We start from the raw sequence: 25335 nt of genomic DNA on the forward strand, positions 1-25335 counted from the left end.
CGACGCCCTTTGCCAAGACGAGAGCATCTCTAGATACACACATGACCATCCCTCTACGCGAGCTTTAGTCACTCCGATGGAGGAACCGGTTCACCGCAGAAACGTTACTGATTCACCCGGGCGGCCCACTTGAGCCCGCCGTTCAGGTGAGCCAGGAAGTCCAGATCGCGGTACGCGGCCGAGGCATGGCCAAGGGCTGTGTAAAAGACCCTCCCGCCCGCCGGGCCCCGCTCGCGGCACCAGGCCAGCGGATGGTCCGCGCCCATCCCGCCGCCGTCGTACGACGTCTCGTCCGCGCGCAGCAGCAACCGCGCCGAACCGTCCGGGACGCGGTCGAAGTCGTACCACTCGTCGGTGAACTCCCACGCCGGCGGAAGATGCCGGGTCGCGGGGTGACCGGGGTCGGCGACCAGCGCCCGCCCCGGCTGGTAGGCGGGGTGCCGGGTGAAGCGGGCACCGAGGAGTTCGCCGTAGTACGGCCACCCGTACTCGGTGCAGGCCGCCGCGTGCACCCCGGCGAAACCGCCGCCCGACCTCGTGTACCGCTCCAGGCCCGCGCGCCCGGCCGGGGTCAGCACCTCCCCGCTGGTGGACAGGAAGACCACGGCCGCGAAACCGTCCAGCGGGCATTCGAGGTCCACGGGGTCCTCGGTGTGCTCCACGGCGAACCCCCCGAACGCCCGCACGGCGGAGACAGCGTCCGGGATCGAGTCGTGACGGTAGTCGGCGGTACGGGTGTAGAGGAGGAGACGAGGGGGCATGGCGGGTTCTCCGGGGGCAGCGGGATGCGGGAACGGCCGGCCCCGGGCACGCCAGGCGGAGGCGGGCGGGGCGTTGATGGCGGCCGGTCGGGGGCAGGCGGGGGCCGGTTACGGCCGGTGGAGCCAGTGGGGTGAGGGAAAGGCGCGGGCGGGTGGTGGTGAGCGGGAGCGGGAGTCGCCTGGCAGCGGCGGGGGCCGGGGGCGGCTCGGGTCGGCCGGTCAACTGCTCCCGGGGACGCTGTTGTCGGGGGCTCCGTCGCCGTTGGGCGGGAGGTCTCCGCGCTGGATGGGGGCCGTCGCCGTGCGGGGCGACGGCAGGAGCGGGACGAGCTCCCCGGGGGTGGGGCGGTGGAGGGCGTCGGCGGCCCGGCGGAGCACGTCCGGCGCGACCTCCTCCCCGTACAGGCGCACCACTTGGCCCTTCACGGGTGCCCGGCAGACGTAGTCCTGGGGGCAGTCGGCTGCGCTGCCCCGCTCCGCGTACAGGTGCAGGACGGCGCCGTCCTTCGCCCAGTACGCGACGGAGAAGCCGTCGTCGCCGTTCACCCCGATGGACTGCTGCGCGAGCGTGAAGCCGGGTACCTCGGTGACGTAGACGAGTTCCGGCGCGATGCCCAACTCCCGGAGACGCTCGTCCATTTCGGCCTGCCCTGGTGCGGCGGACGCCGGGTCCTGGGAACTCCCGGCAGCCGTCGGCGCGGTACCGGAGGTCACCGACCCGGAACCGGAGGCCGCCGGCTCGGGGCCGGAACGCGCCTTCTCGGTGCCGCACGCGGTGAGCAGTGCGGGAAGGACGAGGAGCAGCGGCAGGGCGCGTGCGGCACGGATCATGCCGCCCATGGTGCCGCACAGGCATACCGCGGGGCACCGCCCGTCCCGTAACCTCTCGCGGGATGAACGCCATCCCCCCGTTACTGGATCATCTCGTGCTCGCCACCCCGGACTTGGACGCGACGGTCGCCGACTTCGCGCGCCGGACCGGAGTCACACCGGCGCCCGGCGGGGCCCATCCCGGTCTGGGCACCCGGAACCACCTGGTCGGGCTCGGCGGCCGGAGCTATCTGGAGCTCATCGGCCCCGACCCGGAGCAGCCGGAGCCCGCCGGGCCACGGCCGTTCGGTGTCGACCGGCTGGCTAAGCCCACCGTGCCGGCCTGGGCGATCAGCCCACCGGACCTGGACGCGGCGATCACCGGCGCCCGGACGCGGGGTGTCGACCCGGGCCCGCCACGGCAGATGAGCCGCCGCACTCCGGACGGCACCGTACTGCGCTGGCGGCTGACCGACTCCGATGCCGGGGCGGTCCCGGATCCGGTGCCGTTTCTGATCGACTGGGGTGGTTCCCTGCACCCGGCCGCCTCGGGACTGCCGGTCATCCCGCTGCTGGCGGTGTCGGCCTCGGTGCCCGACCCGGAGGCGGTCCGCGCCCGGCTGGCCGCACTGGGCACTTCGCTGGACCTCACCGAGGGACCCACCGCGCTCTCCTTCACCGTGGACACCCCGAACGGGCCGGTCGTCTTCGGCTGACCTCCGGAACACCGCTCCCCCGCCCGCGAACCGGGCCCGCCCGCGCAGTCATCGAAACCCGGGGCCGTTTCGCACGGGACGACACCGGTCAGCCGCCCTGGCCGGCGCTGCCGATCGGGCCGACCTTCACCGGGGTGCCGGAGCCGTCCGTGACGGGCAGCGTGGCGGCGCCGGGCCAGCGGAGGGAGACCGACTTCGTCTCGTCCGGCGGGGTCACCACCAGCCCCGTGATACGGACGCCGGAGCCGCCCGAGTCGTTGAGCGGGTAGGTGATGCCGAAGGCCACCGACTCCCCGTCCTTCAGGACGACCCGGCTTGCCGACTCACCGGTGCGCTTCGCGGACAGCGAGCCGGCACTGGTCTTCAGGTCGACACCCGCGTAACCCGACATCACGCAGTCCCGACCGCCGCCGTTCGTGAACTCCACCGCGACGGTGCCTCCCGGGTCGCCGTCGATGGTGTTGTCCATCGCCTTGACCTCCAACTCGTCGGTGCGGCACTTGCCGATCTTGCCGTCCTTGCCGGAGCCGGTCCCCGCGACCGTGCCCTGTCCCCCGCCCGTCTTCTTCCCGGCGGCGACCGTCGCGCCGCCCTGCGCGGAGCCGCCCGATCCCGAACCCTCCTTCGCGGCACCCGTTCCCGAGCCCCCGGTCGAAGAAGCCGAAGCGGACGCAGCGGGCGAAGCGCTCTGGCTCGTGGTGTCGCCGTCACTCGAGCAGGCGGTGAGCGAGAGGCCCGCGACGACGGCCAGGGCTGCGATGGTGATCGTGTTGACGCGCATGGTGTCATCCTTCGTGTCGGTCGGAGTGCCGGCCCCCGTCGGTCGCGGGCGGGCTTTTCTGACTGCCAAGAGTCGCCCGGCCCGGTTCACCGTTTCCCCCGACTACCCGCTGGTACATCCCTGTTACAGGCGGAAGCCCCGTACGGCACACGCCACCGCCGGGCGCACGCCGTCCGCACGCACACCACCCCTCCGGTGCTGCCTGACGTGGTCCGGCAGGAAAGCCGAGGTCCTGGCGCGGTGTGCCACACCGCACCGGGCACTCCGCCGGCCCACCCGGGACGGCGGTTCCCGCACCCTTTCGCGCCCGTTCGTCACAGCCATCCGTTGGGACGGACTCATGACCTGGCGGGCCTTGACCGCAACGGGTTCCAGGGATGGCCCGTGGGCGGCCGGACCGCCGCGGCCGGTGTCCGATTCCTTCAAGACCGGCCCGCCGACCGCTGCCTACGGTGGCCGCATGACCGTACGTATCGCCGTGATCGGCCTGGTCAGCTCCGACCTGGCCGCCTCGCTCGCCTTCTACCGCCGCCTCGGGCTGGTGTTCCCCGAGGGAGCCGAGGAACAGCCGCATGTCGAGGCCGAGTTGCCCGGCGGGCTGGTGCTCGCCCTGGACACCGAGGAGACCATCCGCTCCTTCCATCCCGGGTGGCGGCCACCCGCCGGACCGGGGCGGGTCTCGCTCGCCTTCCGGTGCGGCTCCCCCGCCGAGGTCGACGCCCGGTACGAGGAGCTGGTGGCCGCAGGCCACCACGGGGAGCTGAAGCCGTGGGACGCCTTCTGGGGACAGCGCTACGCCACCGTGCACGATCCCGACGGCAACCCGGTCGAGCTGTTCGCGCCGCTACCCGCCCCCGGCGAGTAGCTCCCCGAGCGGCATCCCCGCCAGCCGGCGCACCTCCCGCGCCAGGTGCGGCTGGTCCGCGTAGCCCGCGCGGATCGCCGTCTCCGCGTACGGCGTCCCGGCTTGGGCCAAGGCCAGTGCCCGCCGCAGGCGCAGGATGCGGGCCAGAGTCTTCGGCCCGTACCCGAACGCGGTCAGGCAGCGGCGGTGCAACCGGCGCTCGCCGACGCCGAGTTCACCGGCCGTAGCCGACACCGGGCGGCCCTCGTCCAGGCACTCCACCAGCCGGCGCAGCAGCGGGTCCGGGGCCGGCGCCTCCGCCGCCCGCTCCAGGGCGATGTCCTCCAGCGCTCTCGCCGGGTCGGGGGCCGCCGCGACCCGGTCACACAGCCGCCGCACCCGCGCCGCAGGCCAGAGGTCGGCCAACGCCACCCGCCGATCCCTCAGTTCGTGCGCCGGTACGCCGAGCAGCGCGGGCGCGGTGCCGGGGAAGAAGCGGATGCCCGCCCAGGAACGGTCCGGGCCTTCCGGGGCGTAGGGGCGGGTGTCGGGACCCGCGACCAGCAGTCGGCCCTCGCTCCACAGCAGGTCCATGCAGCCGTCCGGCAGCACCGGCCGGGCGGCGGTACCGGTCGGCACCTTCGTCCACACGACCGCGCCGGTCAGTCGCGACGCCCGCTCCGTGTACACGGCAGCCAGCCTATGGGGTGCACGAGACCCGCGGTGCCGGCGCCGGTGCGGGGGTGCCGAACAGCGGGAGCGCGTGGCGTCTGCGGAAGCGGCGGGCGTAGCCGGCGGTGATCCCTGCGGCCAGGGCCAGCAGGGTCAGGGAGACGGCGCGGTCCAGCAGCGGCACCGTGTCGGGTGGCAGTGTGGCGGCGGCGAGGGCGCCCACACCGCCGTCGAGGAACTGCTCGGCCCCCCAGAGCAGGGTGAGGACACGCTGCCCGCGGCGGAAGCGGGCGCTGGTCTGCCAGAGTCCGGCCCGGGCGCGGACCGCCTCGCCCCGGTGCATCCGCTGGCCCAGTTGGAAGGCCAGGGGTCTGCGGGTGAAAGCGGTGCCGAGTGCCCAGGCGCCGATCGCGAGGGGCAGTGCCGCGTTCTTGAACAGCAGGACGCGGGGGCCGCCTCCGATCAGGGCCACCAGCGCGGCGGCGACGAGCAGCACCGTGAGGAACAGGTCCACACCGTCGATCCGGCGGTGCCGCACGGCGCCGGCGAGCAGGCGCAGGGCCGGCGGTGCGCCGCTGAGCAGCAGGGCCGGGCCCTGATCGGCGCCGAGTGCGCGGGCCGCGTAGTAGACGAGGAGCGGCAGGAGGATGTCCACCGCGAGGGAGAACAGAGGGCCGCGGAAGGTGCCGGGGGGTCTTGGTGGACTGGAGCCAGGGGGCCTCACTGGCTTGGACGAGTCAGGTGGAGCTGATGACTTGAGTGGCTCGGACGGCCTGGACCGCTTCGGTGGCCCGGCCGTTGTGATCGGCTCGACGGTGCTGATCGCCCCCGCAGTCCCGGTCGGCCTCCCCGTCGTACCGCGCTGTTCCCCGCGTCCCGTCCGCACCGTCATGTCCGCTGCCTCCTTGCCCGGCGCCCGAGTCGTACCGGGCGCTGCCGCGTCGGTGGCGGCGCCCGGCTGTCCTGCTGCGGCCGGACGGCTCCGGCCTGTGCAATCACGCTAGGCGCGGGGCGGGGGCGGACGGATCGGCGCACGGGTGGAGTGACGGGTGGAGATTCACAGGACAGGCACCGGCGCCTTCTCCACCGAGAGGCCTAGCCGGGACCTAGCCCTGTGGGTGGAGACGGTCGGCCGGTGCCGGACGGCGGTGAGGCGGCCGGTGCCGGACGGCCGTGAGGCGGCCGGTGCCGGACGGCCCTGAGGTGGCCGATGCCGGACGGCCCTGAGGTGGCCGGGCGGGGTGGAGGGGCCGCTCAGCACTCACCACTCGGGACGCGCCGTACTCCTGCCGTCCCCACCACCGTCCGCGGTGCCGCTGCCGTTGATGCTGCCGCTGCCGCTGCCGTTGCGGCCCCCGTTCCAGTACTCCCCGCCACCGGCACCATCGTTGCCCCCGCCCCAGTACCCCCCGGGCCCGCCGAAGCCACCGCTCCCGGTGCCCCCGTTGCCATCCCCGAAGCCACCATCCCCGCCGAAGCCACCGCCCCCGCCGAAGCCACCTGTGCCCCCACCGGCCCCGCCGGGCCCCCCACTGCCCCCGGGCCCCCCACTGCCCGCGCCGCCCTCAGGGCCCCCGCCGCTCCCGTTCTCCCCGTTTCCCTTCGCGTTCCCGTGTCCACTCCCGGTCCCGTCCCCGTTGCCGTTCTTCCGGTGCGCGTGATGGGGATTGCGCGCATGGCTGCGCAGGCGTGCCGTCACGTCTTCCGGAGGGAGGAAGCGGGACCACCGCTCGGGGAACTCGGAGGGCATGTCGGGGTCGTCCGGGTCGGCCTCGCGGGCCGCCGCCGCGGCGCGGGCCACGTACTCGGCGACCTGTGCCTCCCGCATCCGCTCGTTGGCCTCGCGGGCGGCAGCCGTGGCCGCGGCCGGCCAGACGCGGTCGATGGCCGCGTTCACGGCCGCGCCGACGAGCACCGCGAAGGCGCCCACCCCGATCCACAGCAGGACCGCGACCGCGGCGGCGAGGGAACCGTAGATCGTGGCGCCCTCGATGGTGTACATGAGGTAGATGCGCAGCAGGAAGCTGCCCAGGACCCACATCGCGAGGGCGACCAGCGCGCCGGGCACGTCCTCGATCCACGGGGAGCGGACCGGCACCGAGACGTGGTACAGCGTCGTCAGGAAGGCGATGGACAGGACGATCACGACCGGCCAGTACAGAACCTGGACGACCGTCGCCGACCAGGGCACGATCCGGACCACCGCGTCCGGCCCGGCCACCATCAGCGGCAGCGCCACCGAGCCGATCAGCAGCGCCACGATGAACAGCAGGAACGCCATGATGCGGGTCTTGACGATGCCCCGGACGCCGTCGAGCCCGTACATGACGGTGATGGTGTCGATGAAGACGTTCACCGCACGCGAACCCGACCACAGGGCGAACAGGAAGCCTATGGAGATGACATCGGGCCGGCCGCCCTTCATCACGTCGTGCAGGATCGGCTCGGCGATCTCCTTGACGCCCTTGTCGGACAGCACCGTGCGCGACGCGTCGAGGAGATTGGTCTCAAGGCTGTGGATGGTGTCCGCGCCGGTCCAGTCGTCGACGTAGCCGAGCAGGCCGATCAGGCTCAGCAGCAGCGGCGGCACGGACAGCAGCGTGAAGAACGCCGCCTCCGCCGCCAGACCGAGGATGCGGTACTCCATGCAGGAGTTGACGGTGTCCTTGAGCAACAGCCAGGCAGTCCTGCGCTTGGAGACGTTCCGGTAGAGAGCTCTGGCCCGGTGGAAGCGGCCGGCCGGGCGCTCGGGGGTTTCACTTGCTGGCTGCACGACCCAAAGGTATCGGCAGCACGGGACCGCCCTCACCTTCCGGGGCCCGCGATCGGTTCCATGGGGTGGGGTGAGGCGGTTCCGGCCCGCCGCGCGGCTCCGGTGTGTCACTCTGGAAGCCGAGACCAGCACTCCGGAAGCCATCACCTCGGCCTTCCCGGGTAGGTTCCCCGTCATGGCAGGCATCCCCACCCACACCGTGACCAACCAGCCGCCGCCGCTGGTCGGCTACGACGTCTTCACCACCGACCGCGCCCTCGCCGAGGCCGTCGGCCGGTACACCGGCGCGGACGTCCTGGAGGAAGTGCGCGCGGAGCTGTCCGCGCTGGGCCGGGCGGTGGGTTCGGCGCAGGTGCAGGAGTGGGCGGTGCGGGCGGACGGGCATCCGCCCCGGCTGCGCAGCCACGACCGGTACGGCCACCGGATCGACGAGGTGGAGTTCGACCCGGCCTGGCACCGGCTGCTCGGCAAGGGGGTCTCGGCCGGGCTGGCCGGCGGCGCCTGGACACGGCCCTCCGGGCACGTGCGCCGGGCGGCCGGGTTCCTGGTGTGGACACAGGCCGAGGCGGGCACCTGCTGTCCGCTGTCGATGACGCACGCGGCCGTGCCCGCGCTGCGCGCCGACGCGGAGCTGGCCGCCGAGTGGGAGCCCCGGCTGGCGTCCACCGTCTACGACCCGCGGCTGCGGGTGGCCGGACAGAAGCCCGGGGCGCTGTTCGGGATGGGGATGACGGAGAAGCAGGGCGGCAGCGACGTCCGCGCCAACACGACCGCCGCCCGGCCGCTCGCGGAGGCGGGCACGTATCTGCTGACCGGGCACAAGTGGTTCTGCTCGGCGCCGATGTCGGACGCGTTCCTGGTGCTCGCGCAGGCGCCGGGCGGGCTGACCTGCTTCCTGGTGCCGCGCGTCCTGCCGGACGGCTCTCGCAACGTCTTCCTGATCCAGCGGCTGAAGGACAAGCTGGGCAACCGCTCCAACGCCTCCGCCGAGGTCGAGTTCGACGGCACCTGGGCGCGCCGGGTCGGCGAGGAGGGGCAGGGCGTGCGCGTGATCATCGGGATGGTCGCCGCGACCCGGCTGGACTGCGCGCTCGGCTCGGCGGGCCTGATGCGGCAGGCGGTGGCCCAGGCGGTGCACCACTGCGCGTACCGGGAGGCGTTCGGCGGGAAGCTGATCGACAAGCCGCTGATGCGCAACGTGCTCGCCGATCTGGCGCTGGAGTCGGAGGCGGCGACGGCGCTCGCGCTGCGGCTCGCCGCGGCCTGCGACGACGGCGGTGAGCAGGAGCGGGCGTTCCTGCGGCTGGCGGTGCCGGCCGCCAAGTACTGGATCACCAAGCGGTGCGCGCCGGTGGCCGTGGAGGCGGCCGAGTGCCTGGGCGGCAACGGGTACGTCGAGGAGTCCGGCCTGCCCCGGCTGGTGCGGGAGTCGCCGCTGAACTCCATCTGGGAGGGCGCTGGGAACGTGCAGGCGCTGGACGTGCTGCGGGCGCTGCGCCGGGAGCCGGGCGCGCTGGACGCCTGCCTGACCGAGATCGGCCGGGCGCACGGCGCGGACCACCGGCTGGACCGGGCGGTGAAGGACCTGTTCACCGAACTCGCGGATCTGGAGGGTGTCGAGGGACGGGCCCGGCGGCTGGTGGAGCGGCTCGCGCTGGTGCTCCAGGGTTCTCTGCTGGTACGGCACGCGCCGCCGGAGGTGGCCGACGCCTTCTGCGCGTCCCGCCTGGGCGGCGACCACGGCGCGTCCTTCGGCACCCTGCCGGCGGGCCTGGACCTGGAGTCGGTGGTCGAGCGGGCGCGGCCGGCCTGACCCCCGGACACCGCCACGCTCCGCTGTCGCCCGGCGCCGAACGTTCCGGCTGCCGCCGGACACCGCCACGACCCAGCTACCGCCGGACACCGCCACGACCCAGCTACCGCCGGACACCGCCACGACCCAGCTGCCGTCGGCCACGGCCACGCCACGCCGCGACCGGAAACCGTCCGCCACGCCACCGCCCGCCGGGCACCGTCACGTTCCGGCGGCGGCCGGGCTCCCTCACGCACCGGCTGTCACCGGTCGGGCCTCGTCGGCAAGGGGTGGTGCTGCGCCGACACGGCACCACCCCCACCGCACGGGCTCGACGAGCCCCGGCGGACGCGCAGCGCGTCGTGGTCAAGTCTCGGCCGCCGCCCGGTGGTTCACCAGGGTTGCAAGGGGTTGCAACTTTTGGGGGCACATGCGCGGAGTCTGTGCCTCCGCCAAGAGCTGAGCGGCACTATGTGAGGACAGTCGGACCGGAAACCGCCGCCCGGACGGCTTGACAAGAGTGTTCGATGCCTTTCCGGGAGGACCGCAGTGGGGAACCCGCCGATGAATCTGGTGCGTCTGGCCGCGCGGGACGCGGCGCAGGCGGCGCGGGTGCTGAACGAGGTGCGCGAGGCCGCGCTCGCCGGGCGACGTGCGCGGATCGCGCCCCGGCCGGTGATCGAACAGTCGTGGGACCGGGTGCTGCGCAGCGGTGTCGACCCCGAACGCGACGTCCGGTCCGGGCTGTTGCCCGCCGACGAGGTACGGCGACGACGGGAGGAGTCTCCGCTGCGGCAGGTCCTGCCGGTGCTCCGGGAGGGGCTTCTTTCGGTCGCGGACGTGGCGCAGCACATCATGGTCGTCGCGGACGCCGACGGCCGGGTGCTGTGGCGGGAGGGCGCCTCTCCGGTGCTGCGCAAGGCCGACGGCCTGGGGTTCGAGGTCGGCGCGGACTGGCGGGAGGACGTCGTCGGCACCAACGGGGTGGGCACGCCCGCGGTGGTACGGCGGCCCGTCCAGGTGTTCGCCGCCGAGCACTTCGTACGGTCGCACACGTCCTGGACCTGTACGGGCGCGCCGATCACCGATCCGCGGGACGGCCGGCTGCTCGGTGTGGTGGACGTCAGCGGCCCGTTGGAGACGATGCATCCGGCCACCCTGGCCTGGGTGGACTCGGTGGCCAAGCTGGCCGAGGCCCGGCTGCGGGAGCTGCACCTGGCGTCGCTGGAGCGGCTGCGGGCGGTGGCGGCGCCGGTGCTGGCCCGGCTGCCGGGGCGGGCGGTGGTGGTGGACCGGGACGGCTGGGCGGCGGCGGTGACCGGGATGCCGTACGTGCGGCGGGTGACGCTGCCCAAGTCGCTCGCGCCGGGCCACCGCCTGTTTGCCTCGCTGGGTGCGTGCACGGTGGAACCGCTGGCCGGGGGGTGGCTGCTGCGGGCGGAGGACCGGCCTGCCGCCCCGGACGCGTGCCGGATCGTGCTGGACCTCGCCGGGCGGGACCGGCGCACGGTCACGGTCACCGGCGCGTCGGGTTCCTGGTCACGGGAGTTGAGCCCGCGCCACGCGGAACTGCTGTTCCTGCTCGCCGAACACCGCTCCGGGCGCGGGGCGGCGGAGCTGGCCGGGGACCTGTTCGGCGACCCCTCCCGGACGGTGACCGTACGGGCGGAGATGTCCAGGGTCCGGCGGTATCTCGGGGAACTCCTGCGGCATCGGCCGTATCGTTTCCGCGACGAAGCGGAAGTGACGGTCGTCCTGCCGGACAACCCGAGTGACCTGCTCCCGCAGTCGACGGCGCCGGCGGTGGTACGGAAACGGAACACCGGTCACGAAGGCCGCAGCGAGCGGCCCCCGGCGTAGTCCCCTCACGGTCCCCTCGTGTTCGCCACACAGTCCCCGCCTGGTCACCTCCGGTACCGGCCCCCACCGGCCCGTTCCTGCCGTAGCATCCCGTACGGGCCGCACCATCTGTTCCTCGCGTCAACGTTCGGACCCTCGGGCGCAGTTGGCCGGGCCCCTGGAGGAGAGATGAAGCATCGCGGCAGACACCGGCGGCGCAGGCGGGGCGCGGCCCTGCGTGCCGCCCTGACCGGGACCGCGCTGGCGCTCACCGCCGCCGCCACCCTGATCAGCACATCCCAGGCCGAGGTCGCCGAGGACCCCGGCGCGCTCACCCCGCTGACCTCCCCGGCGGACACCGGGCGACTGCGGCTCCAGGAGCGCCTGGTGCCCGGTCGCTCGCTGGACCGGCTCGCCGCGGCGATGGGCCGCCCGGTCGGCGTGGACGCCGTGCTGCGCGACGCCGACCGCCGGATGCGCGAGGCGGACGACTGCTCCGCCGACGACCGCGCGTCCCTGCCGGTCGCCCCCGCCCCCGCCCGCGCCTACTGCTGGGACCCGGCCGACACCGCGGGCGACTGGCGGCCGGTCTCGGTGACCACCTCCGGCGACGCCGGCGTCGACGGCGTGCGGGGCACCCACCGGGTGGTCCTGGCCGGCTGGACGCACAGCGACACGGCCGGCCGTCCCGGGGAACAGGGCCTCGCCCGGGTGGCCTTCGTGAACGCGGACGACCCCGCGCGCCTCTCCTACCGCTGGGTGCTCCCGGTGGTGCCGGTGGACGGCGGTCGCGACTACCGGGGCCTCGCCTCCGGCGTCTCGGGCATGGTCTGGCACAAGGACAAGCTGCTGGTCACCACCGCGTCCGGCGGTGCCGACGCGCTCTACGTCTACGACCTCGACCGCATCCAGCGCACCACGGTCGACGCGCCCGCGATCGGCCGGGTGCCCGGCGGCTGGTCCGCGGCCGGCTACGACTACGTCCTGCCGGCGGTCGCCTCCTACCGCTTCGCCGCCGGGCGCTGCTCGGCCTCCGGGCCGCCCTGTCCCGGCGCGCTCGCCCTGGACCGCGGCACGGCACCCGACAGCCTGGTGGCCGCGGAGTGGACCGCACCGGACGACGACCGGCGCGCGCGGCTGTGGCGGTACGCGTTCGACACCGACCCGGCGCGCCCGGGGCTGCTCGCCACGGACGGCACGGGTGGGGTGGACGCGGTGGAGGCGTACCGCACCCGGGCGGCCGGGATCCGGGGCGTGCTGTCGTACCGGGAGGCCGGGGCGGACCGGCCGTCCTGGTATGTGGGACGGCTGCGCGGTACGCAGGACGGGCGCGGCGGGCTGTGGCGGCAGGACACCCGGCGGACCCGGGAGACGCACTGCGGCGCCGACGCCTCGGACCGCTGCTGGGCGCGGGGCGCGGGCTCCCTGTCCTACTGGCGGGAGACCGGTGAGGTGTGGTCGCTGTCCGACCGCATGCTGTTCGCGCTGCCCCTGGCCGGCCTGGACCGCTCCCTGGACTGAGCCGAGAGGTCCCCGCCCCGGGCCGGCCCCGGCTCTCCCCACCGCGCGCGTCGACAGACCAGGTGGCGGGATGGTTCCCTGGCCCGCATGAGCAGCGTTCCTGTCACCACGTGGTCCCTGGAGCAGACGTCCCCGGCCGACCTCCTGCCCGCCGCCGCCCCCGACGGCGACGTCCGGATCGTCCGCGCCGGGGTGCCCTCCCCCGAGTTCAGCCGGTTCCTGTACGCCTCGGTGGGCGGCGACATCCGCTGGACCGACCGGCTGGGCTGGACGTACGCGCGCTGGCAGGAGTACCTGGAGCGGCCCGGAGTGGAGACCTGGGTGGCCTACGACCGGGGCACCCCGGCCGGTTACGTGGAACTGGAGGCGCAGGACGACGGCGTGGTCGAGATCGTCTACTTCGGGCTGATCCCCGCCTTCCGCGGCCGGCGCATCGGCGGCCATCTGCTGGCCCACGGCACGGCCCGCGCCTGGGACCTGGCCGAGCGGTGGCCGGGCCGGACGCCGACCAAGCGGGTGTGGCTGCACACGTGCAGCAAGGACGGCGAGCACGCGATGGACAACTATCTGCGGCGGGGCTTCAAGCTGTTCGACACCAAGGTGGAGCCGGAACCGGAGGTGGCCACACCGGGGCCGTGGCCCGGCGCATACCCCGCCTGACCTGCTGGGACAAGCCTTCCGGCGGCACATGTGAGCGACACCACCCCTGTTTCGCATTTCGAGACATCAATGTCCGGATGATGGACGAAGCTGGACTGTGTCCAGATCGCCGTGACACGCTTCCGTCATGTCCGGAACTGGAATTGCCTTGGTGAGTCGGCGGCACGTCGACCTCGGCCGCATGTCCAGCGCCATCTGTCCGGTGGGCTGACGCCTCCCAGCACCGCCGCACACCCCGTTCCCCTTCCCCCAGCGCAACGCCGCGCACGCCTGCCCGCGTGCGCGCTTCTGCGCAGGTCAGAGCTGATTCCCACCGGTCCCGAAGGACGTAGAACCATGGCCGCCACCCCACCGAACCCCGCCGCCTCCGCGCCCCGCCGCAAGGTGAGCCGTCACCGCGGCGAGGGCCAGTGGGCCGCCGGCCACTTCACGCCGCTCAACGGCAACGAGCAGTTCAAGAAGGACGACGACGGTCTCAATGTGCGGACACGCATTGAGACGATCTACTCCAAGCGCGGCTTCGACTCCATCGACCCGAACGACCTGCGCGGCCGGATGCGCTGGTGGGGGCTGTACACCCAGCGCAAGCCCGGGATCGACGGCGGCAAGACCGCGATCCTGGAGCCCGAGGAGCTGGACGACAGCTACTTCATGCTGCGCGTCCGCATCGACGGCGGGGCGCTGACCACGCGGCAGTTGCGGGTCATCGGCGAGATCTCGCAGGAGTTCGCGCGCGGCACCGCGGACATCACCGACCGGCAGAACGTGCAGTACCACTGGATCCGGATCGAGGACGTGCCCGAGATCTGGGAGCGGCTGGAGAGCGTGGGCCTGTCCACCGTGACCGCCTGCGGTGACACCCCGCGCGTGATGATCGGCTCCCCGGTGGCGGGCATCGCCGAGGACGAGATCATCGACGCGACGCCGGCGCTGGAGGAGATGAAGCGCCGCGTCCTGAACAACAAGGCCTACTCCAACCTCCCGCGCAAGTTCAAGACGGCCATCTCGGGGTCGCCGTTGCTGGACGTGGTGCACGAGATCAACGACGTCGCGTTCGTCGGCGTGCGTCACCCCGAGCACGGGCCGGGCTTCGACGTGTGGGTGGGCGGCGGCCTGTCCACCAACCCCAAGCTCGGTGTGCGGCTGGGCGCCTGGGTGCCGATCGACGAGGTGCCGGACGTCTACGAGGGCGTCATCTCGATCTTCCGCGACTACGGCTACCGCCGGCTGCGCAACCGCGCCCGGCTGAAGTTCCTCGTCGCCGACTGGGGCGCGGAGAAGTTCCGGCAGGTGCTGGAGGACGAGTACCTGAACCGCAAGCTGGTCGACGGGCCCGCCCCGGAGCAGCCGGTGCGGCAGTGGCGCGACCACATCGGTGTGCACCGGCAGAAGGACGGCCGGTTCTACGTCGGTTTCGCGCCGCGGGTCGGCCGGGTCGACGGCACCACGCTCACCAAGGTCGCCGACCTCGCCGAGGCGCACGGCTCGGGACGGGTCCGCACCACCGTCGAGCAGAAGATGATCATCCTCGACGTCGAGCAGGACCGGGTCGACTCGCTGGTGGAGGGCCTGGAGGCGCTGGACCTCACCGCCCGGCCGTCCTCCTTCCGGCGCGGCACCATGGCCTGCACCGGCATCGAGTTCTGCAAGCTCGCCATCGTGGAGACCAAACAGCGCGGCTCCCAGCTGATCGACGAACTGGAGCGCCGCCTGCCGGAGTTCGACGAGCCGCTCACCATCAACCTCAACGGCTGCCCGAACGCCTGCGCCCGCATCCAGGTCGCGGACATCGGCCTCAAGGGACAGCTCGTCCTGAACGACCGGGGCGAGCAGGTCGAGGGCTACCAGGTGCACCTCGGCGGCGCCCTCGGCCTGGAGGCCGGCTTCGGCCGCAAGGTGCGCGGCCTGAAGGTGACGTCCGAGGAACTGCCCGACTACATCGAGCGGGTGCTGAAGCGCTTCCAGGCCGAACGCGAGGACGGCGAACGGTTCGCGACGTGGGCGGCGCGCGCTTCCGAGGAGGCGCTGTCGTGAGCGAGCGGGCCGCGCCCTTCTACTGCCCCTATTGCGGCGACGAGGATCTGCGTCCGAGCGGCGAGGGTCACGGCGCCTGGGAATGCGGGGCGTGCAACCGCGCATTCCAGCTGAAGTTCCTCGGGCTGCTGGCCCGGGGTGTTCAGCGAGCCGACCACGGAGGGGATGAGCGGATATGACGACCACTCAGGAAGAGCGGTCAGCGCAGGAGTTGAAGGAGCTCGCCGAACGGGCGGGCCGTGAGCTGGAGGACGCCTCCGCGCTGGAGATCCTCCAGTGGGCGGTGGACACCTTCGGTGACGGGTTCTGCGTCACCTCCTCCATGGAGGACGCCGTGGTCGCCCATCTCGCCTCGCGCGTGCGCAAGGGCGTGGACGTCGTCTTCCTGGACACCGGCTACCACTTCCCGGAGACCATCGGCACCCGGGACGCGGTGGAGGCCGTGATGGACGTCAACGTCATCACCCTCACCCCGCGCCAGACGGTCGCCGAGCAGGACGCGGAGTACGGCCCGAAGCTGCACGACCGCGACCCCGACCTGTGCTGCAAGCTGCGCAAGGTCAAGCCCCTCGAAGAGGGCCTGGCCAACTACCGGGCGTGGGCGACCGGCCTGCGCCGCGACGAGTCCCCGACCCGGGCGAACACCCCCGTCGTCGGCTGGGACGAGAAACGGCAGAAGGTCAAGGTCTCGCCGATCGCCCGCTGGACCCAGGACGACGTGGACGCCTACATCACCGAACACGGCGTGCTGGCCAACCCGTTGCTGATGGACGGCTACGCCTCCATCGGCTGCGCCCCGTGCACCCGCAGGGTCCTGGAGGGCGAGGACGCGCGCGCCGGCCGCTGGGCGGGACGCGCCAAGACCGAGTGCGGACTGCACGGATGACGAACGACCAGACCCAGGAGATGCACGTGACGACCGGAGCCACCGTCTGGCTCACGGGTCTGCCGAGCGCCGGCAAGACCACCATCGCGTACGAGCTGGCGGGCCGGCTGCGCGCCGAGGGCCACCGCGTCGAGGTGCTCGACGGCGACGAGATCCGCGAGTTCATCTCGGCCGGCCTCGGCTTTTCCCGGGCGGACCGGCACACCAACGTCCAGCGCATCGGCTTCGTCGCCGAACTGCTCGCCCGCAACGGCGTCAAGGCGCTGGTGCCGGTGATCGCGCCGTACGCGGACAGCCGGGAGGCGGTGCGGGGGCGGCACGCGGAGAACGGGACGCCGTATCTGGAGATCCATGTGGCGACCCCGGTCGAGGTGTGCAGCGTGCGCGATGTGAAGGGGCTGTACGCCAGGCAGGCCGCGGGCGAGCTGTCCGGGCTCACCGGGGTCGACGACCCGTACGAGGAGCCCGAGAAGCCCGATCTGCGGATCGAGTCCCAGCACCAGACGGTCCAGGAGTCCGCGGCGTCGGTGTACGCGCTGCTGAGCGAGAGGGGACTGGCATGACCACGGTCGCCAAGACGGAGGGTGGCACGGAGAGCCCGTACGCCCTGTCGCACCTGGACGCGCTGGAGTCCGAGGCGGTGCACATCTTCCGCGAGGTGGCGGGCGAGTTCGAGAACCCGGTGATCCTGTTCTCCGGCGGCAAGGACTCCATCGTCATGCTGCACCTCGCGCTGAAGGCGTTCGCCCCGGCCGCGGTCCCCTTCTCCCTGCTGCACGTGGACACCGGACACAACTTCCCCGAAGTCCTCCGGTACCGGGACCGCGTGGTGGCCGCGCACGGGCTGCGCCTGCATGTGGCCTCGGTCCAGGACTACATCGACCGCGGTGTCCTCAAGGAACGTCCCGACGGCACCCGCAACCCGCTCCAGACGCTCCCGCTCACCGAGAAGATCCAGAGCGAGAGGTTCGACGCGGTCTTCGGCGGCGGCCGGCGCGACGAGGAGAAGGCCCGCGCCAAGGAGCGCGTGTTCTCCCTGCGCGACGAGTTCTCCCAGTGGGACCCGCGCCGCCAGCGCCCCGAGCTGTGGAACCTGTACAACGGCCGGCACGCCCCCGGCGAGCACGTCCGGGTCTTCCCGCTGTCCAACTGGACCGAGCTGGACGTGTGGCAGTACATCGCCCGCGAGGGCATCGAACTGCCGCAGATCTACTACGCGCACGAGCGCGAGGTGTTCCAGCGGTCCGGCATGTGGCTGACCGCGGGCGAGTGGGGCGGCCCGAAGGACGGCGAGACCGTGGAGAAGCGGCGGGTGCGCTACCGCACCGTCGGTGACATGTCCTGCACCGGCGCGGTCGACTCCGACGCCGACACCATCGAGAAGGTCATCGCCGAGATCGCGGCGTCCCGGCTGACCGAGCGCGGTGCGACCCGCGCCGACGACAAGCTGTCCGAGGCCGCGATGGAAGACCGCAAGCGCGAGGGGTACTTCTAGGCATGAGCACGACCACGACCGAGGCGCTCTCGGCCACCACCCTGCTGCGGTTCGCCACCGCCGGCTCCGTCGACGACGGCAAGTCCACCCTCGTCGGGCGGCTGCTGCACGACTCCAAATCGGTCCTCGCCGACCAGCTGGAGGCCGTGGAGCGGGCCTCCGCGAGCCGCGGCCAGGACGGCCCGGACCTCGCCCTCCTCACCGACGGCCTGCGCGCCGAGCGGGAGCAGGGCATCACCATCGACGTCGCCTACCGCTACTTCGCCACGCCCCGGCGCCGGTTCATCCTCGCCGACACCCCCGGCCACGTGCAGTACACCCGGAACATGGTCACCGGCGCCTCCACCGCCGAGCTGACGGTCATCCTGGTCGACGCCCGCAACGGCGTGGTCGAGCAGACCCGCCGGCACGCGGCCATCGCCGCCCTGCTGCGCGTCCCGCACGTCGTGCTGGCCGTGAACAAGATGGACCTCGTCGGGTACGAGGAGCGGGTCTTCGCGGCGATCGCCGAGGAGTTCACGGCGTACGCGACCGAGCTGGGCGTCCCGGAGGTCACCGCGATACCGATCTCGGCGCTGGCCGGGGACAACGTGGTGGAGCCGAGCGCCAACATGGACTGGTACGGCGGCCCCACCGTGCTGGAGCACCTGGAGACCGTGCCGGTCAGCCACGACCTGGCGCACTGCCACGCGCGGCTGCCCGTGCAGTACGTGATCCGGCCGCAGACCGCCGAGCACCCCGACTACCGGGGCTACGCGGGCCAGATCGCGGCCGGCACCTTCCGGGTCGGCGAGGAGGTCACGGTCCTGCCGTCCGGGCGGACCACCCGGATCGCCGGCATCGACCTGCTGGGCAGGCCGGTCGACGTGGCCTGGACGACGCAGTCGGTGACGGTGCTGCTCCAGGACGACATCGACGTCTCGCGCGGCGACCTGATCGTGCCGACGAAGGACGCCCCGGCCACCACGCAGGACGTGGAGGCGACCGTCTGCCACGTCGCCGACGCGCCCCTCACCGTGGGCCACCGGGTGCTGCTCAAGCACGGCACCCGCACGGTCAAGGCGATCGTGAAGGACATCCCCTCCCGGCTCACGCTCGACGACCTGTCCCTGCACCCGCACCCGGGACAGCTCGTCGCCAACGACATCGGCCGGGTGAAGATCCGTACCGCCGAGCCGCTGCCGGTCGACTCCTACGCCGACTCGCGCCGCACCGGCTCGTTCATCCTGATCGACCCCGCCGACGGCACCACGCTGACCGCGGGCATGGTCGGCGAGTCGTTCGCCGCCCCGGAGCCGGTCAAGGACGAGGCCGACGACGGCTGGGACTTCTGACATGAGGACGCCCGACGTCTACTCGACGTTCGCCAAGGAGGGCGGCCGCGTCGGCAGCGGCGCCCTCGGCAGCGGGCAGGGCGGAGTGGCGCGATGTGTGCGCTGACGTACGCGCACCGCTCGCGCGCCCGCTCCCCCCACCCGGCGTCGTCCCGGAAGCGACGAAGACCTCCAGCCGAACTCCCGGCCACGACCTGAGAGACCGTGACCGCCGGGCCAACGAGAGGAAACCCTCCCGTGCCTGCCATCAGCTCATCGCTCCTGCGCCGCGGCACAGCGGCCATCGCCGCTCTTCCCCTGCTCGCGCTGGCCGCCTGCGGCTACGGCTCCGAGGCCAAGGACGACGGCACCGCCAAGATCGCCGCCGGTGCCGAGAAGACCGACGGGCTCGACTCCGTCAAGATCGGGTACTTCGGCAACCTGACCCACGCCACCGCGCTGGTCGGCGTGCAGAAGGGCTTCTTCCAGAAGGAGCTGGGCGCCACCGCGGTCAAGCCCGCCGTCTTCAACGCGGGCCCGTCCGAGATCGAGGCCCTCAACGCCGGCTCCATAGACATCGGCTGGATCGGCCCGTCCCCGGCCATCAACGGCTACACCAAGTCCAACGGCAAGAGCCTGAAGATCATCGGCGGTTCCGCCTCCGGCGGGGTGAAGCTGGTCGTCAACCCGGCGAGGATCAAGTCCCTGAAGGACGTCGAGGGCAAGAAGATCGCCACGCCCCAGCTCGGCAACACGCAGGACGTGGCGTTCCTCAACTGGGCCGCCGACCAGGGCTGGAAGGTCGACGCGCAGAGCGGCAAGGGTGACGTCACCGTCGTCCGCACGGACAACAAGATCACCCCGGACGCCTACAAGTCCGGCTCGATCGACGGCGCTTGGGTGCCGGAGCCGACCGCCTCCAAGCTGGTCGCCGAGGGCGCCAAGGTGCTCCTGGACGAGGCGACGCTCTGGCCGGAGAAGAAGTTCGTGATCACGAACATCATCGTGCGCCAGAGCTTCCTGAAGGACCACCCGAAGGCGGTCGAGGCCGTCCTGAAGGCGGCGGTCGAGACCAACAAGTGGATCAACGCCCACCCGGACGAGGCCAAGGCCGCCGCGAACCAGCGGCTGGAGACGGACGCCGGCAAGGCGCTCCCGGCCAAGGTCCTCGACCCGGCCTGGAAGTCCATCCAGTTCACCGACGACCCGCTGGCCGCCACCCTCGACACCGAGGCCGAGCACGCGGTCAAGGCCGGCCTGCTGGAGAAGCCGGACCTGAAGGGGATCTACGACCTGACGCTCCTCAACAAGGTCCTCAAGGCCGAGGGCCGTCCCGCGGTCGACGCCGCCGGCCTCGGCACCAGCTGACGCCCCCGACCGACGCGTCCCCAGGAGGTGACGACCATGGCCACGACCCTCGCCAAGGCCGACGAGACCGTCGAGTTCGCGGCACGCCTTGAGCACGTCTCGAAGTCCTTCGCGACCCCGGGCGGACAGCAGCTCGTCCTGGACGACATCAGCATCGATGTCGCGCCGGGTGAGTTCGTCACCCTCCTCGGGGCCTCGGGCTGCGGCAAGTCCACGCTGCTGAACCTGGTGGCGGGCCTGGACCGGCCGAGCGCCGGCTCCATCACCACGGACGGCCGCCCCGCCCTGATGTTCCAGGAACACGCCCTGTTCCCATGGCTGACCGCGGGCAAGAACATCGAACTCGCCCTCAAACTGCGGGGCGTTCCCAAGCCCGAGCGGCGCGGCAAGGCCGAGGAACTGCTCGAACTGGTGCGGCTGAAGGGCGCCCACGGCAAGCGGGTGCACGAGCTGTCCGGCGGTATGCGCCAGCGGGTGGCGATGGCCCGCGCGCTGGCCCAGGAGAGCAACATGCTGCTGATGGACGAGCCGTTCGCCGCGCTCGACGCCATCACGCGGGACGTGCTGCACGACGAGCTGACCCGGATCTGGTCGGAGACCGGGCTCTCCGTCCTGTTCGTCACGCACAACGTGCGCGAGGCGGTGCGGCTCGCGCAGCGGGTGGTGCTGCTGTCCTCCCGCCCGGGCCGGATCGCGCGCGAGTGGCGCGTGGACCTCCCGCAGCCGCGCCGCATCGAGGACGCGCCCGTGGCCGAACTGTCCCTTGAGATAACCGACGTACTGCGTGGGGAGATCCGCCGCCATGGCCAGCACTGAGACGACACCGGTCCAGGACGCCGGGAGCGTCGAGGCCGGCCTGGACGCGCTGGAGACCACGACCACGGGCCGCCCCCCGCTGCGCGAGACCCTCGTCAACAAGATCCTGCCGCCGGTCATCGCCATCGCGGTGGTCCTGGTGGTCTGGTACATCCTGTACCCGGTCGTGGACGACCCGACGAAGCTGCCCTCCCCGGGCGCGGTGGGCAACGCGTTCCGGGACGCCTGGCTCCAGGGCGAGCTGCTCGGCTACATCTGGACCAGTGTCTCGCGCGGTCTGCTGGGCTTCGCGTTCGCGCTGGTCATCGGCACCCCGCTGGGTCTGCTGGTGGCCCGGGTGAAGTTCGTGCGCGCGGCCATCGGGCCGATCCTGTCCGGGCTCCAGTCGCTGCCGTCGGTGGCGTGGGTGCCGCCGGCGGTGATCTGGCTGGGCCTGAACAACTCGATGATGTACGCGGTGATCCTGCTCGGCGCCGTGCCGTCCATCGCCAACGGTCTGGTGTCCGGCGTCGACCAGGTGCCGCCGCTGTTCCTGCGCGCGGGCCGCACCATGGGCGCCACGGGCGCCAAGGGCGTCTGGTACGTGACCCTGCCGGCCTCGCTCCCCGGCTATGTGGCGGGTCTGAAGCAGGGCTGGGCGTTCTCCTGGCGTTCGCTGATGGCCGCGGAGATCATCGCGCAGTTCCCCGATCTCGGCGTGGGCCTCGGCCAGTTGCTGGAGAACGGCCGCACCGCCAGCGACATGGCGATGGTGTTCGAGGCGATCCTGCTGATCCTGTTCGTCGGCATCGCCATCGACCTGCTGATCTTCAGTCCGCTGGAGCGGCGGGTGCTGCGCAGCCGCGGCCTGCTGGTGAAGAGCTGACCTCCCATGCGCACCAGGCCGGTTCTCCTCGTCATCGCCCACGGCAGCCGTGACCCGCGGCACGCGGCGACCGTGCACGCCCTCGTGGAGCGGGTGCGGTCGCTGCGGCCCGGGCTGCGCGTGGAGACCGGCTTCCTGGACTTCAACGTCCCGACGGTGCACGGGGTGCTCGAGTCGCTGGCCGCGGAGGGCGTCCGGGACGTGGTCGCCCTGCCGCTGCTGCTGACCCGGGCGTTCCACGCCAAGGCCGACATCCCGGCCGTGCTGCGGGACGCCCCGGCGCGGCTGCGGATCCGGCAGGCGGAGGTCCTCGGCCCGTCGCCGCTGCTGCTGTCCGCGCTGGAACGGCGGCTGTACGAGGCGGGGCTGACGCCCGCCGACAAGTCCTCGACCGGGGTCGTGCTGGCCTCGGCGGGGTCCTCCGACCCGGAGGCGATCGCAGTGATCGCTGACATCGCGCGGGAGTGGCGGCACACCGGTTGGTGCGCCGTGCGGCCTGCGTTCGCCTCCGCATCCCTTCCCCGTACCGAGGACGCGGTGCGGGAGCTGCGGCGGCTCGGCTGCGCGCGGGTCGCCGTGGCACCGTATGTGCTGGCCCCTGGCTTCCTGCCGGACCGGATCGCGCGCGGCGCGGCGGAGGCCGACGTGTGCGCCGAGGTGCTGGGCGCGGCACCGGAGGTCGCCCGCGTGCTGCTGGAGCGCTACGACCGGGCCCGGCGGCCGGCTCTGACGGCACTCGGCGCGTGACGCCCGCACCGGCCGGCACGGTCTTTCCGGCCTGACAGCGGCCGGCCGCGCCGGGTCCGCCGGCCGTGGGCGGTCAGAGGTCGAGGGCGTGCAGCAGGTGCCGGGTGTAGTCGAGGCTGGCCGTGCCGGCCGAGGCGGCGATGGCGATCGTCTCCAGTGCGGAGCGGATCCGGCCCCGGTTGGGCGGCAGGCCGTCCTCGGCGGACTGGGCCAGCTGCTCCTGGATGGTCTCGCCGCTGCCCACCAGCCCGGGGTACTCGGCGCGCAGCGCCTCGGTGAGCCGGTCGGCGGCCTCCATCAGGGTCTCCAGGTCCGGGGTGCGGTCACCGTAGCGGGCCGGGCCGTTGATGTTTCCGAAGTTGTATGTGCTCATGTCCTGTCCTCGCTCGCGGGCCTGGGGAGCCGCCGGGCGGCCGGGGCCGCAGACGTCCCCGATGTCGTGGGTGCGCGCCGCCGACCGGTACGGCCGTGCCGGAGGAACGGTGCCAAGGCAGGTCGGCGGGCTGGATGTTGGCCTGTTTTCGCCGGTACGGTGCTGACTGGACCGCGGATTCCGGCGCCGGACGCCGTCCGTCCCGGACGGGGCCACGGGCCCGTGGGGGCCGGAAATCGCCACCCGTCCGGGTGAGCGGTGTCCGTTGACCGTCCCCGCCGGGTCCGGCGCGGGAGGGAGCGTACGGCTGGTCGCCGGCGGGCGCCCGGCCGGTCGTCGGCGGCGGTACGCCCGGGGTCGCCGGCGGAGGTACGGCCGTCTGCGCGGCGAAGTCGCCGTCCGGGCCGTGCGCGGGTGTCCGGGCGCCGGGGCACGGCGTCCTCGCGACGGCGTGGCGACGCCGGTAGTGGTCTGCCCCTCACCCTGATTCCGCCCCTTCCGGCCTTCCGTGGGCTTCACCCTAGGAACAGCCTGACGGGTTTGTCGCGCGCTTCGGTGAGCCGGGCCAACGGGGGGCGGGTGTGTGGTATCGGCGGCCGCGGTCCGGCGTTCCCCTGTGACGTCGGACCGCGGCGGCGTCTGGTTCTGCGTCGGCCGCGGCCCCGGTGTCACTGGGAGGCCCGCGAATGGAAAATTTTCAGCCAACTGTCCGACGGGCGCCGTGCCTTGCCGGGAGGGGCGGGCGCACGTGTACGGCCGCCGTGCCCCGTGGGGGCGGGCACGACGGCCGTGCCCGCGCCGAGGCGGGCTGCGCGAAACTCTGGCCGATGAGCGGGGGCCGGAGCAACCTCTTCACGCAGCTGTGACTTGTTCAACAAGGTTTCGATATCACACGGCGGATCTCCGCCGGCCGGAACGGACACCGGCCGCCCGGCCGGCCGCCGGGTCCTACGGCTGCCGGCCGCCGGGTCCTACGGCTCGCGGCGCCCCGGCAGTTCGGCCTCGATGAGGTCGGCCGCCCGCCGGGTGCCGCCCTCCTGGGCCATCTCCGCCTGGATCCGCTCCAGTCGGCGCGCGACCTCCGGATCGTCCACGAGGGCGAGGGCGGTCTCGCGGAGCAGGTCGGCGGTGGCCTCCTCGGTCGCCAGTTTCCGGGCGACGCCGAGCGCCTGGAGCATGTCGGCGTTGCCGAACTGGTCGACGGCCTGCGGTACGGCGATCATGGGCGTCGCGGTGGCCAGCCCCTCCTGGCTGCCGCCGGCGCCCGCGTGGGTGACGAACAGGTCGGCCTGGCGCAGGATCGCGAGCTGCGGCACCCAGTCGTGCACCTCCACGTTCTCCGGCAGCTCGCCCAGTTCGGCGGGGGTCACTTTCCGGCCGACCTGGAGGACGAGGTGCCAGCCGGGCAGGTTCCCGAAGGCGCGCACGCACTCCCGGTAGAAGGCGGGCTGCTTGGTGAACGCCGAGCCGAGCGACACCAGCGCGACCTTGTCCACGCCGGCGGGCCGCTGCCAGCCGCCTTCCTCGGTGCGGTCTCCCTGGCAGGCGCCGACGAAGGTGTACACGCTGTCGTCCACCCGGTCGGCGTGCGGCTGGAGCGCCTTCGGGATGAGCACCAGGGAGCGCGGCGGATGCCCCGTGAACACGTCCGGGTGCTCGGTGATCCCGTTCTCCCTCAGCCATGCCTCGAACCGGGCGTAGTAGGCCTGTCCGCGCTCGGTCTGCCGGGGTTCGCGCCACATCGGCTCGGCGACCTCCTCCTCGTAGCCCTTCCAGGCGACGAGGTTCGGGGAGAGGGAGATCGCCGGGACGCCCCAGCGGTGGGCGAGGACGCGGGCCGGGTAGGAGGTGATGTCGTGCAGGACGAGGTCGGGGATGTCGTCGGCGTATGCCTCGGCGAGCTGCGGGAGCGCCTGGATCGCGTCGTTCAGGAACGGCTCTACGTTGTCCAGCAGGGTGCTCCCCCATGCCTCCGGGTCGGCGTCGGGGCCGGGCAGGCTGGAGCGGTAGGGGACGGGCCGGGCGCCGGTGGCGGCCACCTTGTCGGCGAAGACCGGCGGGATGGCGTACGTGACGCGGTGGCCGCGGGCGACGAGTTCACGGATCACCTCCAGGCTGGGGTTCACATGGCCGTGGGCGGCGATGGAGAACATGGCGATGTGGGCGGGGGTGGTCTGAGCGGTGGCGGAAGTGGTCCGAGCGGTCATGACGTCGACAGTAAGCGAGACGATACGTCTCGTCTAATTCTTTTTCCGTGCGTGGGATACGC

General features: G+C 72.8%; 23 protein-coding genes and 2 pseudogenes. 17 read left to right on the plus strand and 8 right to left on the minus strand.

Features of this window, described 5'->3' with window-relative positions:
• Positions 1-104: 104 nt before the first annotated feature.
• Positions 105-761, minus strand: a complete 657-nt coding sequence (locus Srubr_RS21205) for a ThuA domain-containing protein (RefSeq protein ID WP_189990266.1) — start codon at positions 759-761, stop codon at positions 105-107.
• A 219-nt stretch (positions 762-980) separates the two neighbouring features.
• Entirely contained in the window at positions 981-1592 is a 612-nt protein-coding gene (locus Srubr_RS21210) for a membrane lipoprotein (RefSeq protein WP_189990264.1), read from the minus strand.
• 62 nt (positions 1593-1654) lie between these two features.
• Here Srubr_RS21210 and Srubr_RS21215 point away from each other — a divergent pair, with 62 nt between their 5' ends.
• Entirely contained in the window at positions 1655-2287 is a 633-nt protein-coding gene (locus Srubr_RS21215) for a VOC family protein (protein WP_189990262.1), read from the plus strand.
• An 88-nt stretch (positions 2288-2375) separates the two neighbouring features.
• Here the strand turns inward: Srubr_RS21215 and Srubr_RS21220 are convergent, their stop codons facing one another.
• The gene (locus Srubr_RS21220) at positions 2376-3068 is read right to left on the minus strand and encodes a DUF4232 domain-containing protein (RefSeq protein WP_189990260.1); all 693 of its coding nucleotides are present in this window, start codon (positions 3066-3068) and stop codon (positions 2376-2378) included.
• A gap of 460 nt (positions 3069-3528) precedes the next feature.
• On the opposite strand from Srubr_RS21220, the gene Srubr_RS21225 reads away from it, so the two are divergent.
• Complete coding sequence (locus Srubr_RS21225) at positions 3529-3933, plus strand: VOC family protein (RefSeq protein ID WP_189990258.1); 405 nt, start codon at positions 3529-3531, stop codon at positions 3931-3933.
• Here Srubr_RS21225 and Srubr_RS21230 read toward each other — a convergent pair.
• From Srubr_RS21230 to Srubr_RS21240, 3 genes and pseudogenes are all read right to left on the minus strand, one after another.
• On the minus strand, positions 3913-4602 hold the full coding sequence (locus Srubr_RS21230; RefSeq protein WP_189990256.1) for a helix-turn-helix domain-containing protein: 690 nt from the start codon (positions 4600-4602) through the stop codon (positions 3913-3915). The two genes, Srubr_RS21225 and Srubr_RS21230, sit on opposite strands and share 21 nt — an antisense overlap.
• 10 nt (positions 4603-4612) lie before the next feature.
• Complete coding sequence (locus tag Srubr_RS21235) at positions 4613-5476, minus strand: VC0807 family protein (protein WP_308439876.1); 864 nt, start codon at positions 5474-5476, stop codon at positions 4613-4615.
• Positions 5477-6223: 747 nt separating this feature from the next.
• A pseudogene (locus Srubr_RS21240) lies at positions 6224-7357 on the minus strand (YihY/virulence factor BrkB family protein); the annotation flags it as partial.
• A gap of 175 nt (positions 7358-7532) precedes the next feature.
• On the opposite strand from Srubr_RS21240, the gene Srubr_RS21245 reads away from it, so the two are divergent.
• The 15 genes from Srubr_RS21245 to Srubr_RS21315 all read left to right on the plus strand — a co-directional run bounded on the left by Srubr_RS21245 (position 7533) and on the right by Srubr_RS21315 (position 22693).
• Complete coding sequence (locus tag Srubr_RS21245) at positions 7533-9170, plus strand: acyl-CoA dehydrogenase family protein (protein WP_189990252.1); 1638 nt, start codon at positions 7533-7535, stop codon at positions 9168-9170.
• A 543-nt stretch (positions 9171-9713) separates the two neighbouring features.
• Positions 9714-11009, plus strand: coding sequence for a GAF domain-containing protein (locus Srubr_RS21250; protein WP_189990250.1), 1296 nt, complete (start codon positions 9714-9716; stop codon positions 11007-11009).
• A 168-nt stretch (positions 11010-11177) separates the two neighbouring features.
• Positions 11178-12509 carry a hypothetical protein gene (locus tag Srubr_RS21255; protein WP_189990248.1) on the plus strand — a complete coding sequence of 444 codons (1332 nt, stop codon included), beginning with the start codon at positions 11178-11180 and terminating at the stop codon, positions 12507-12509.
• A gap of 87 nt (positions 12510-12596) precedes the next feature.
• Positions 12597-13169 carry a GNAT family N-acetyltransferase gene (locus tag Srubr_RS21260; RefSeq protein ID WP_189990246.1) on the plus strand — a complete coding sequence of 191 codons (573 nt, stop codon included), beginning with the start codon at positions 12597-12599 and terminating at the stop codon, positions 13167-13169.
• Positions 13170-13296: 127 nt separating this feature from the next.
• The gene (locus tag Srubr_RS42080) at positions 13297-13380 is read left to right on the plus strand and encodes a putative leader peptide (RefSeq protein WP_350969053.1); all 84 of its coding nucleotides are present in this window, start codon (positions 13297-13299) and stop codon (positions 13378-13380) included.
• Between the two features lie 125 nt (positions 13381-13505).
• Positions 13506-15203: a nitrite/sulfite reductase gene (locus Srubr_RS21265; protein ID WP_189990244.1), complete on the plus strand. Its 1698-nt coding sequence runs from the start codon at positions 13506-13508 to the stop codon at positions 15201-15203.
• Complete coding sequence (locus tag Srubr_RS21270) at positions 15200-15382, plus strand: hypothetical protein (protein WP_030617514.1); 183 nt, start codon at positions 15200-15202, stop codon at positions 15380-15382. The genes Srubr_RS21265 and Srubr_RS21270 overlap by 4 nt, the downstream gene beginning before the upstream one ends.
• The gene (locus Srubr_RS21275; protein WP_189990243.1) at positions 15379-16089 is read left to right on the plus strand and encodes a phosphoadenylyl-sulfate reductase; all 711 of its coding nucleotides are present in this window, start codon (positions 15379-15381) and stop codon (positions 16087-16089) included. Before Srubr_RS21270 ends, Srubr_RS21275 begins: the two co-directional genes overlap by 4 nt.
• Positions 16090-16115: 26 nt before the next feature.
• A complete protein-coding gene (gene cysC, locus Srubr_RS21280; protein WP_229926483.1) occupies positions 16116-16652 on the plus strand; it encodes an adenylyl-sulfate kinase in 537 nt (178 codons plus the stop codon).
• Positions 16649-17584, plus strand: coding sequence for a sulfate adenylyltransferase subunit CysD (gene cysD, locus Srubr_RS21285; protein ID WP_189990239.1), 936 nt, complete (start codon positions 16649-16651; stop codon positions 17582-17584). Before cysC ends, cysD begins: the two co-directional genes overlap by 4 nt.
• A 2-nt stretch (positions 17585-17586) precedes the next feature.
• On the plus strand, positions 17587-18918 hold the full coding sequence (locus tag Srubr_RS21290) for a sulfate adenylyltransferase subunit 1 (protein WP_189990237.1): 1332 nt from the start codon (positions 17587-17589) through the stop codon (positions 18916-18918).
• A 237-nt stretch (positions 18919-19155) separates the two neighbouring features.
• A complete protein-coding gene (locus Srubr_RS21300) occupies positions 19156-20265 on the plus strand; it encodes an aliphatic sulfonate ABC transporter substrate-binding protein (protein WP_189990235.1) in 1110 nt (369 codons plus the stop codon).
• Between the two features lie 36 nt (positions 20266-20301).
• Positions 20302-21081: an ABC transporter ATP-binding protein gene (locus tag Srubr_RS21305; RefSeq protein WP_189990234.1), complete on the plus strand. Its 780-nt coding sequence runs from the start codon at positions 20302-20304 to the stop codon at positions 21079-21081.
• Positions 21068-21946: an ABC transporter permease gene (locus Srubr_RS21310; protein WP_189990232.1), complete on the plus strand. Its 879-nt coding sequence runs from the start codon at positions 21068-21070 to the stop codon at positions 21944-21946. The genes Srubr_RS21305 and Srubr_RS21310 overlap by 14 nt, the downstream gene beginning before the upstream one ends.
• A 6-nt stretch (positions 21947-21952) precedes the next feature.
• Positions 21953-22693, plus strand: a complete 741-nt coding sequence (locus tag Srubr_RS21315) for a sirohydrochlorin chelatase (RefSeq protein WP_189990230.1) — start codon at positions 21953-21955, stop codon at positions 22691-22693.
• A gap of 73 nt (positions 22694-22766) precedes the next feature.
• On the opposite strand, the gene Srubr_RS21320 is transcribed toward Srubr_RS21315, so the two are convergent.
• Positions 22767-23066, minus strand: a complete 300-nt coding sequence (locus Srubr_RS21320; RefSeq protein ID WP_189990228.1) for a hypothetical protein — start codon at positions 23064-23066, stop codon at positions 22767-22769.
• Positions 23067-24037: 971 nt separating this feature from the next.
• Positions 24038-25331, minus strand: a pseudogene (gene mgt / locus Srubr_RS21325) (macrolide-inactivating glycosyltransferase).
• Positions 25332-25335 lie beyond the last annotated feature (4 nt).

The sequence above is a fragment of the Streptomyces rubradiris genome (genome assembly GCF_016860525.1).
In the GTDB taxonomy this organism is placed as follows: Bacteria; Actinomycetota; Actinomycetes; order Streptomycetales; family Streptomycetaceae; genus Streptomyces; species Streptomyces rubradiris.

Bases quoted from the DNA above. Each gene is read 5' to 3' on its own strand.
- Srubr_RS21205 (WP_189990266.1), bottom strand. From the start codon at position 761: ATGCCCCCTCGTCTCCTCCTCTACACCCGTACCGCCGACTACCGTCAC.
- Srubr_RS21210 (WP_189990264.1), bottom strand. From the start codon at position 1,592: ATGATCCGTGCCGCACGCGCCCTGCCGCTGCTCCTCGTCCTTCCCGCA.
- Srubr_RS21215 (WP_189990262.1), top strand. From the start codon at position 1,655: ATGAACGCCATCCCCCCGTTACTGGATCATCTCGTGCTCGCCACCCCG.
- Srubr_RS21220 (WP_189990260.1), bottom strand. From the start codon at position 3,068: ATGCGCGTCAACACGATCACCATCGCAGCCCTGGCCGTCGTCGCGGGC.
- Srubr_RS21225 (WP_189990258.1), top strand. From the start codon at position 3,529: ATGACCGTACGTATCGCCGTGATCGGCCTGGTCAGCTCCGACCTGGCC.
- Srubr_RS21235 (WP_308439876.1), bottom strand. From the start codon at position 5,476: ATGACGGTGCGGACGGGACGCGGGGAACAGCGCGGTACGACGGGGAGG.
- Srubr_RS21245 (WP_189990252.1), top strand. From the start codon at position 7,533: ATGGCAGGCATCCCCACCCACACCGTGACCAACCAGCCGCCGCCGCTG.
- Srubr_RS21250 (WP_189990250.1), top strand. From the start codon at position 9,714: ATGAATCTGGTGCGTCTGGCCGCGCGGGACGCGGCGCAGGCGGCGCGG.
- Srubr_RS21255 (WP_189990248.1), top strand. From the start codon at position 11,178: ATGAAGCATCGCGGCAGACACCGGCGGCGCAGGCGGGGCGCGGCCCTG.
- Srubr_RS21260 (WP_189990246.1), top strand. From the start codon at position 12,597: ATGAGCAGCGTTCCTGTCACCACGTGGTCCCTGGAGCAGACGTCCCCG.
- Srubr_RS42080 (WP_350969053.1), top strand. From the start codon at position 13,297: ATGTCCGGAACTGGAATTGCCTTGGTGAGTCGGCGGCACGTCGACCTC.
- Srubr_RS21265 (WP_189990244.1), top strand. From the start codon at position 13,506: ATGGCCGCCACCCCACCGAACCCCGCCGCCTCCGCGCCCCGCCGCAAG.
- Srubr_RS21275 (WP_189990243.1), top strand. From the start codon at position 15,379: ATGACGACCACTCAGGAAGAGCGGTCAGCGCAGGAGTTGAAGGAGCTC.
- cysD (WP_189990239.1), top strand. From the start codon at position 16,649: ATGACCACGGTCGCCAAGACGGAGGGTGGCACGGAGAGCCCGTACGCC.
- Srubr_RS21290 (WP_189990237.1), top strand. From the start codon at position 17,587: ATGAGCACGACCACGACCGAGGCGCTCTCGGCCACCACCCTGCTGCGG.
- Srubr_RS21305 (WP_189990234.1), top strand. From the start codon at position 20,302: ATGGCCACGACCCTCGCCAAGGCCGACGAGACCGTCGAGTTCGCGGCA.
- Srubr_RS21310 (WP_189990232.1), top strand. From the start codon at position 21,068: ATGGCCAGCACTGAGACGACACCGGTCCAGGACGCCGGGAGCGTCGAG.
- Srubr_RS21315 (WP_189990230.1), top strand. From the start codon at position 21,953: ATGCGCACCAGGCCGGTTCTCCTCGTCATCGCCCACGGCAGCCGTGAC.
- Srubr_RS21320 (WP_189990228.1), bottom strand. From the start codon at position 23,066: ATGAGCACATACAACTTCGGAAACATCAACGGCCCGGCCCGCTACGGT.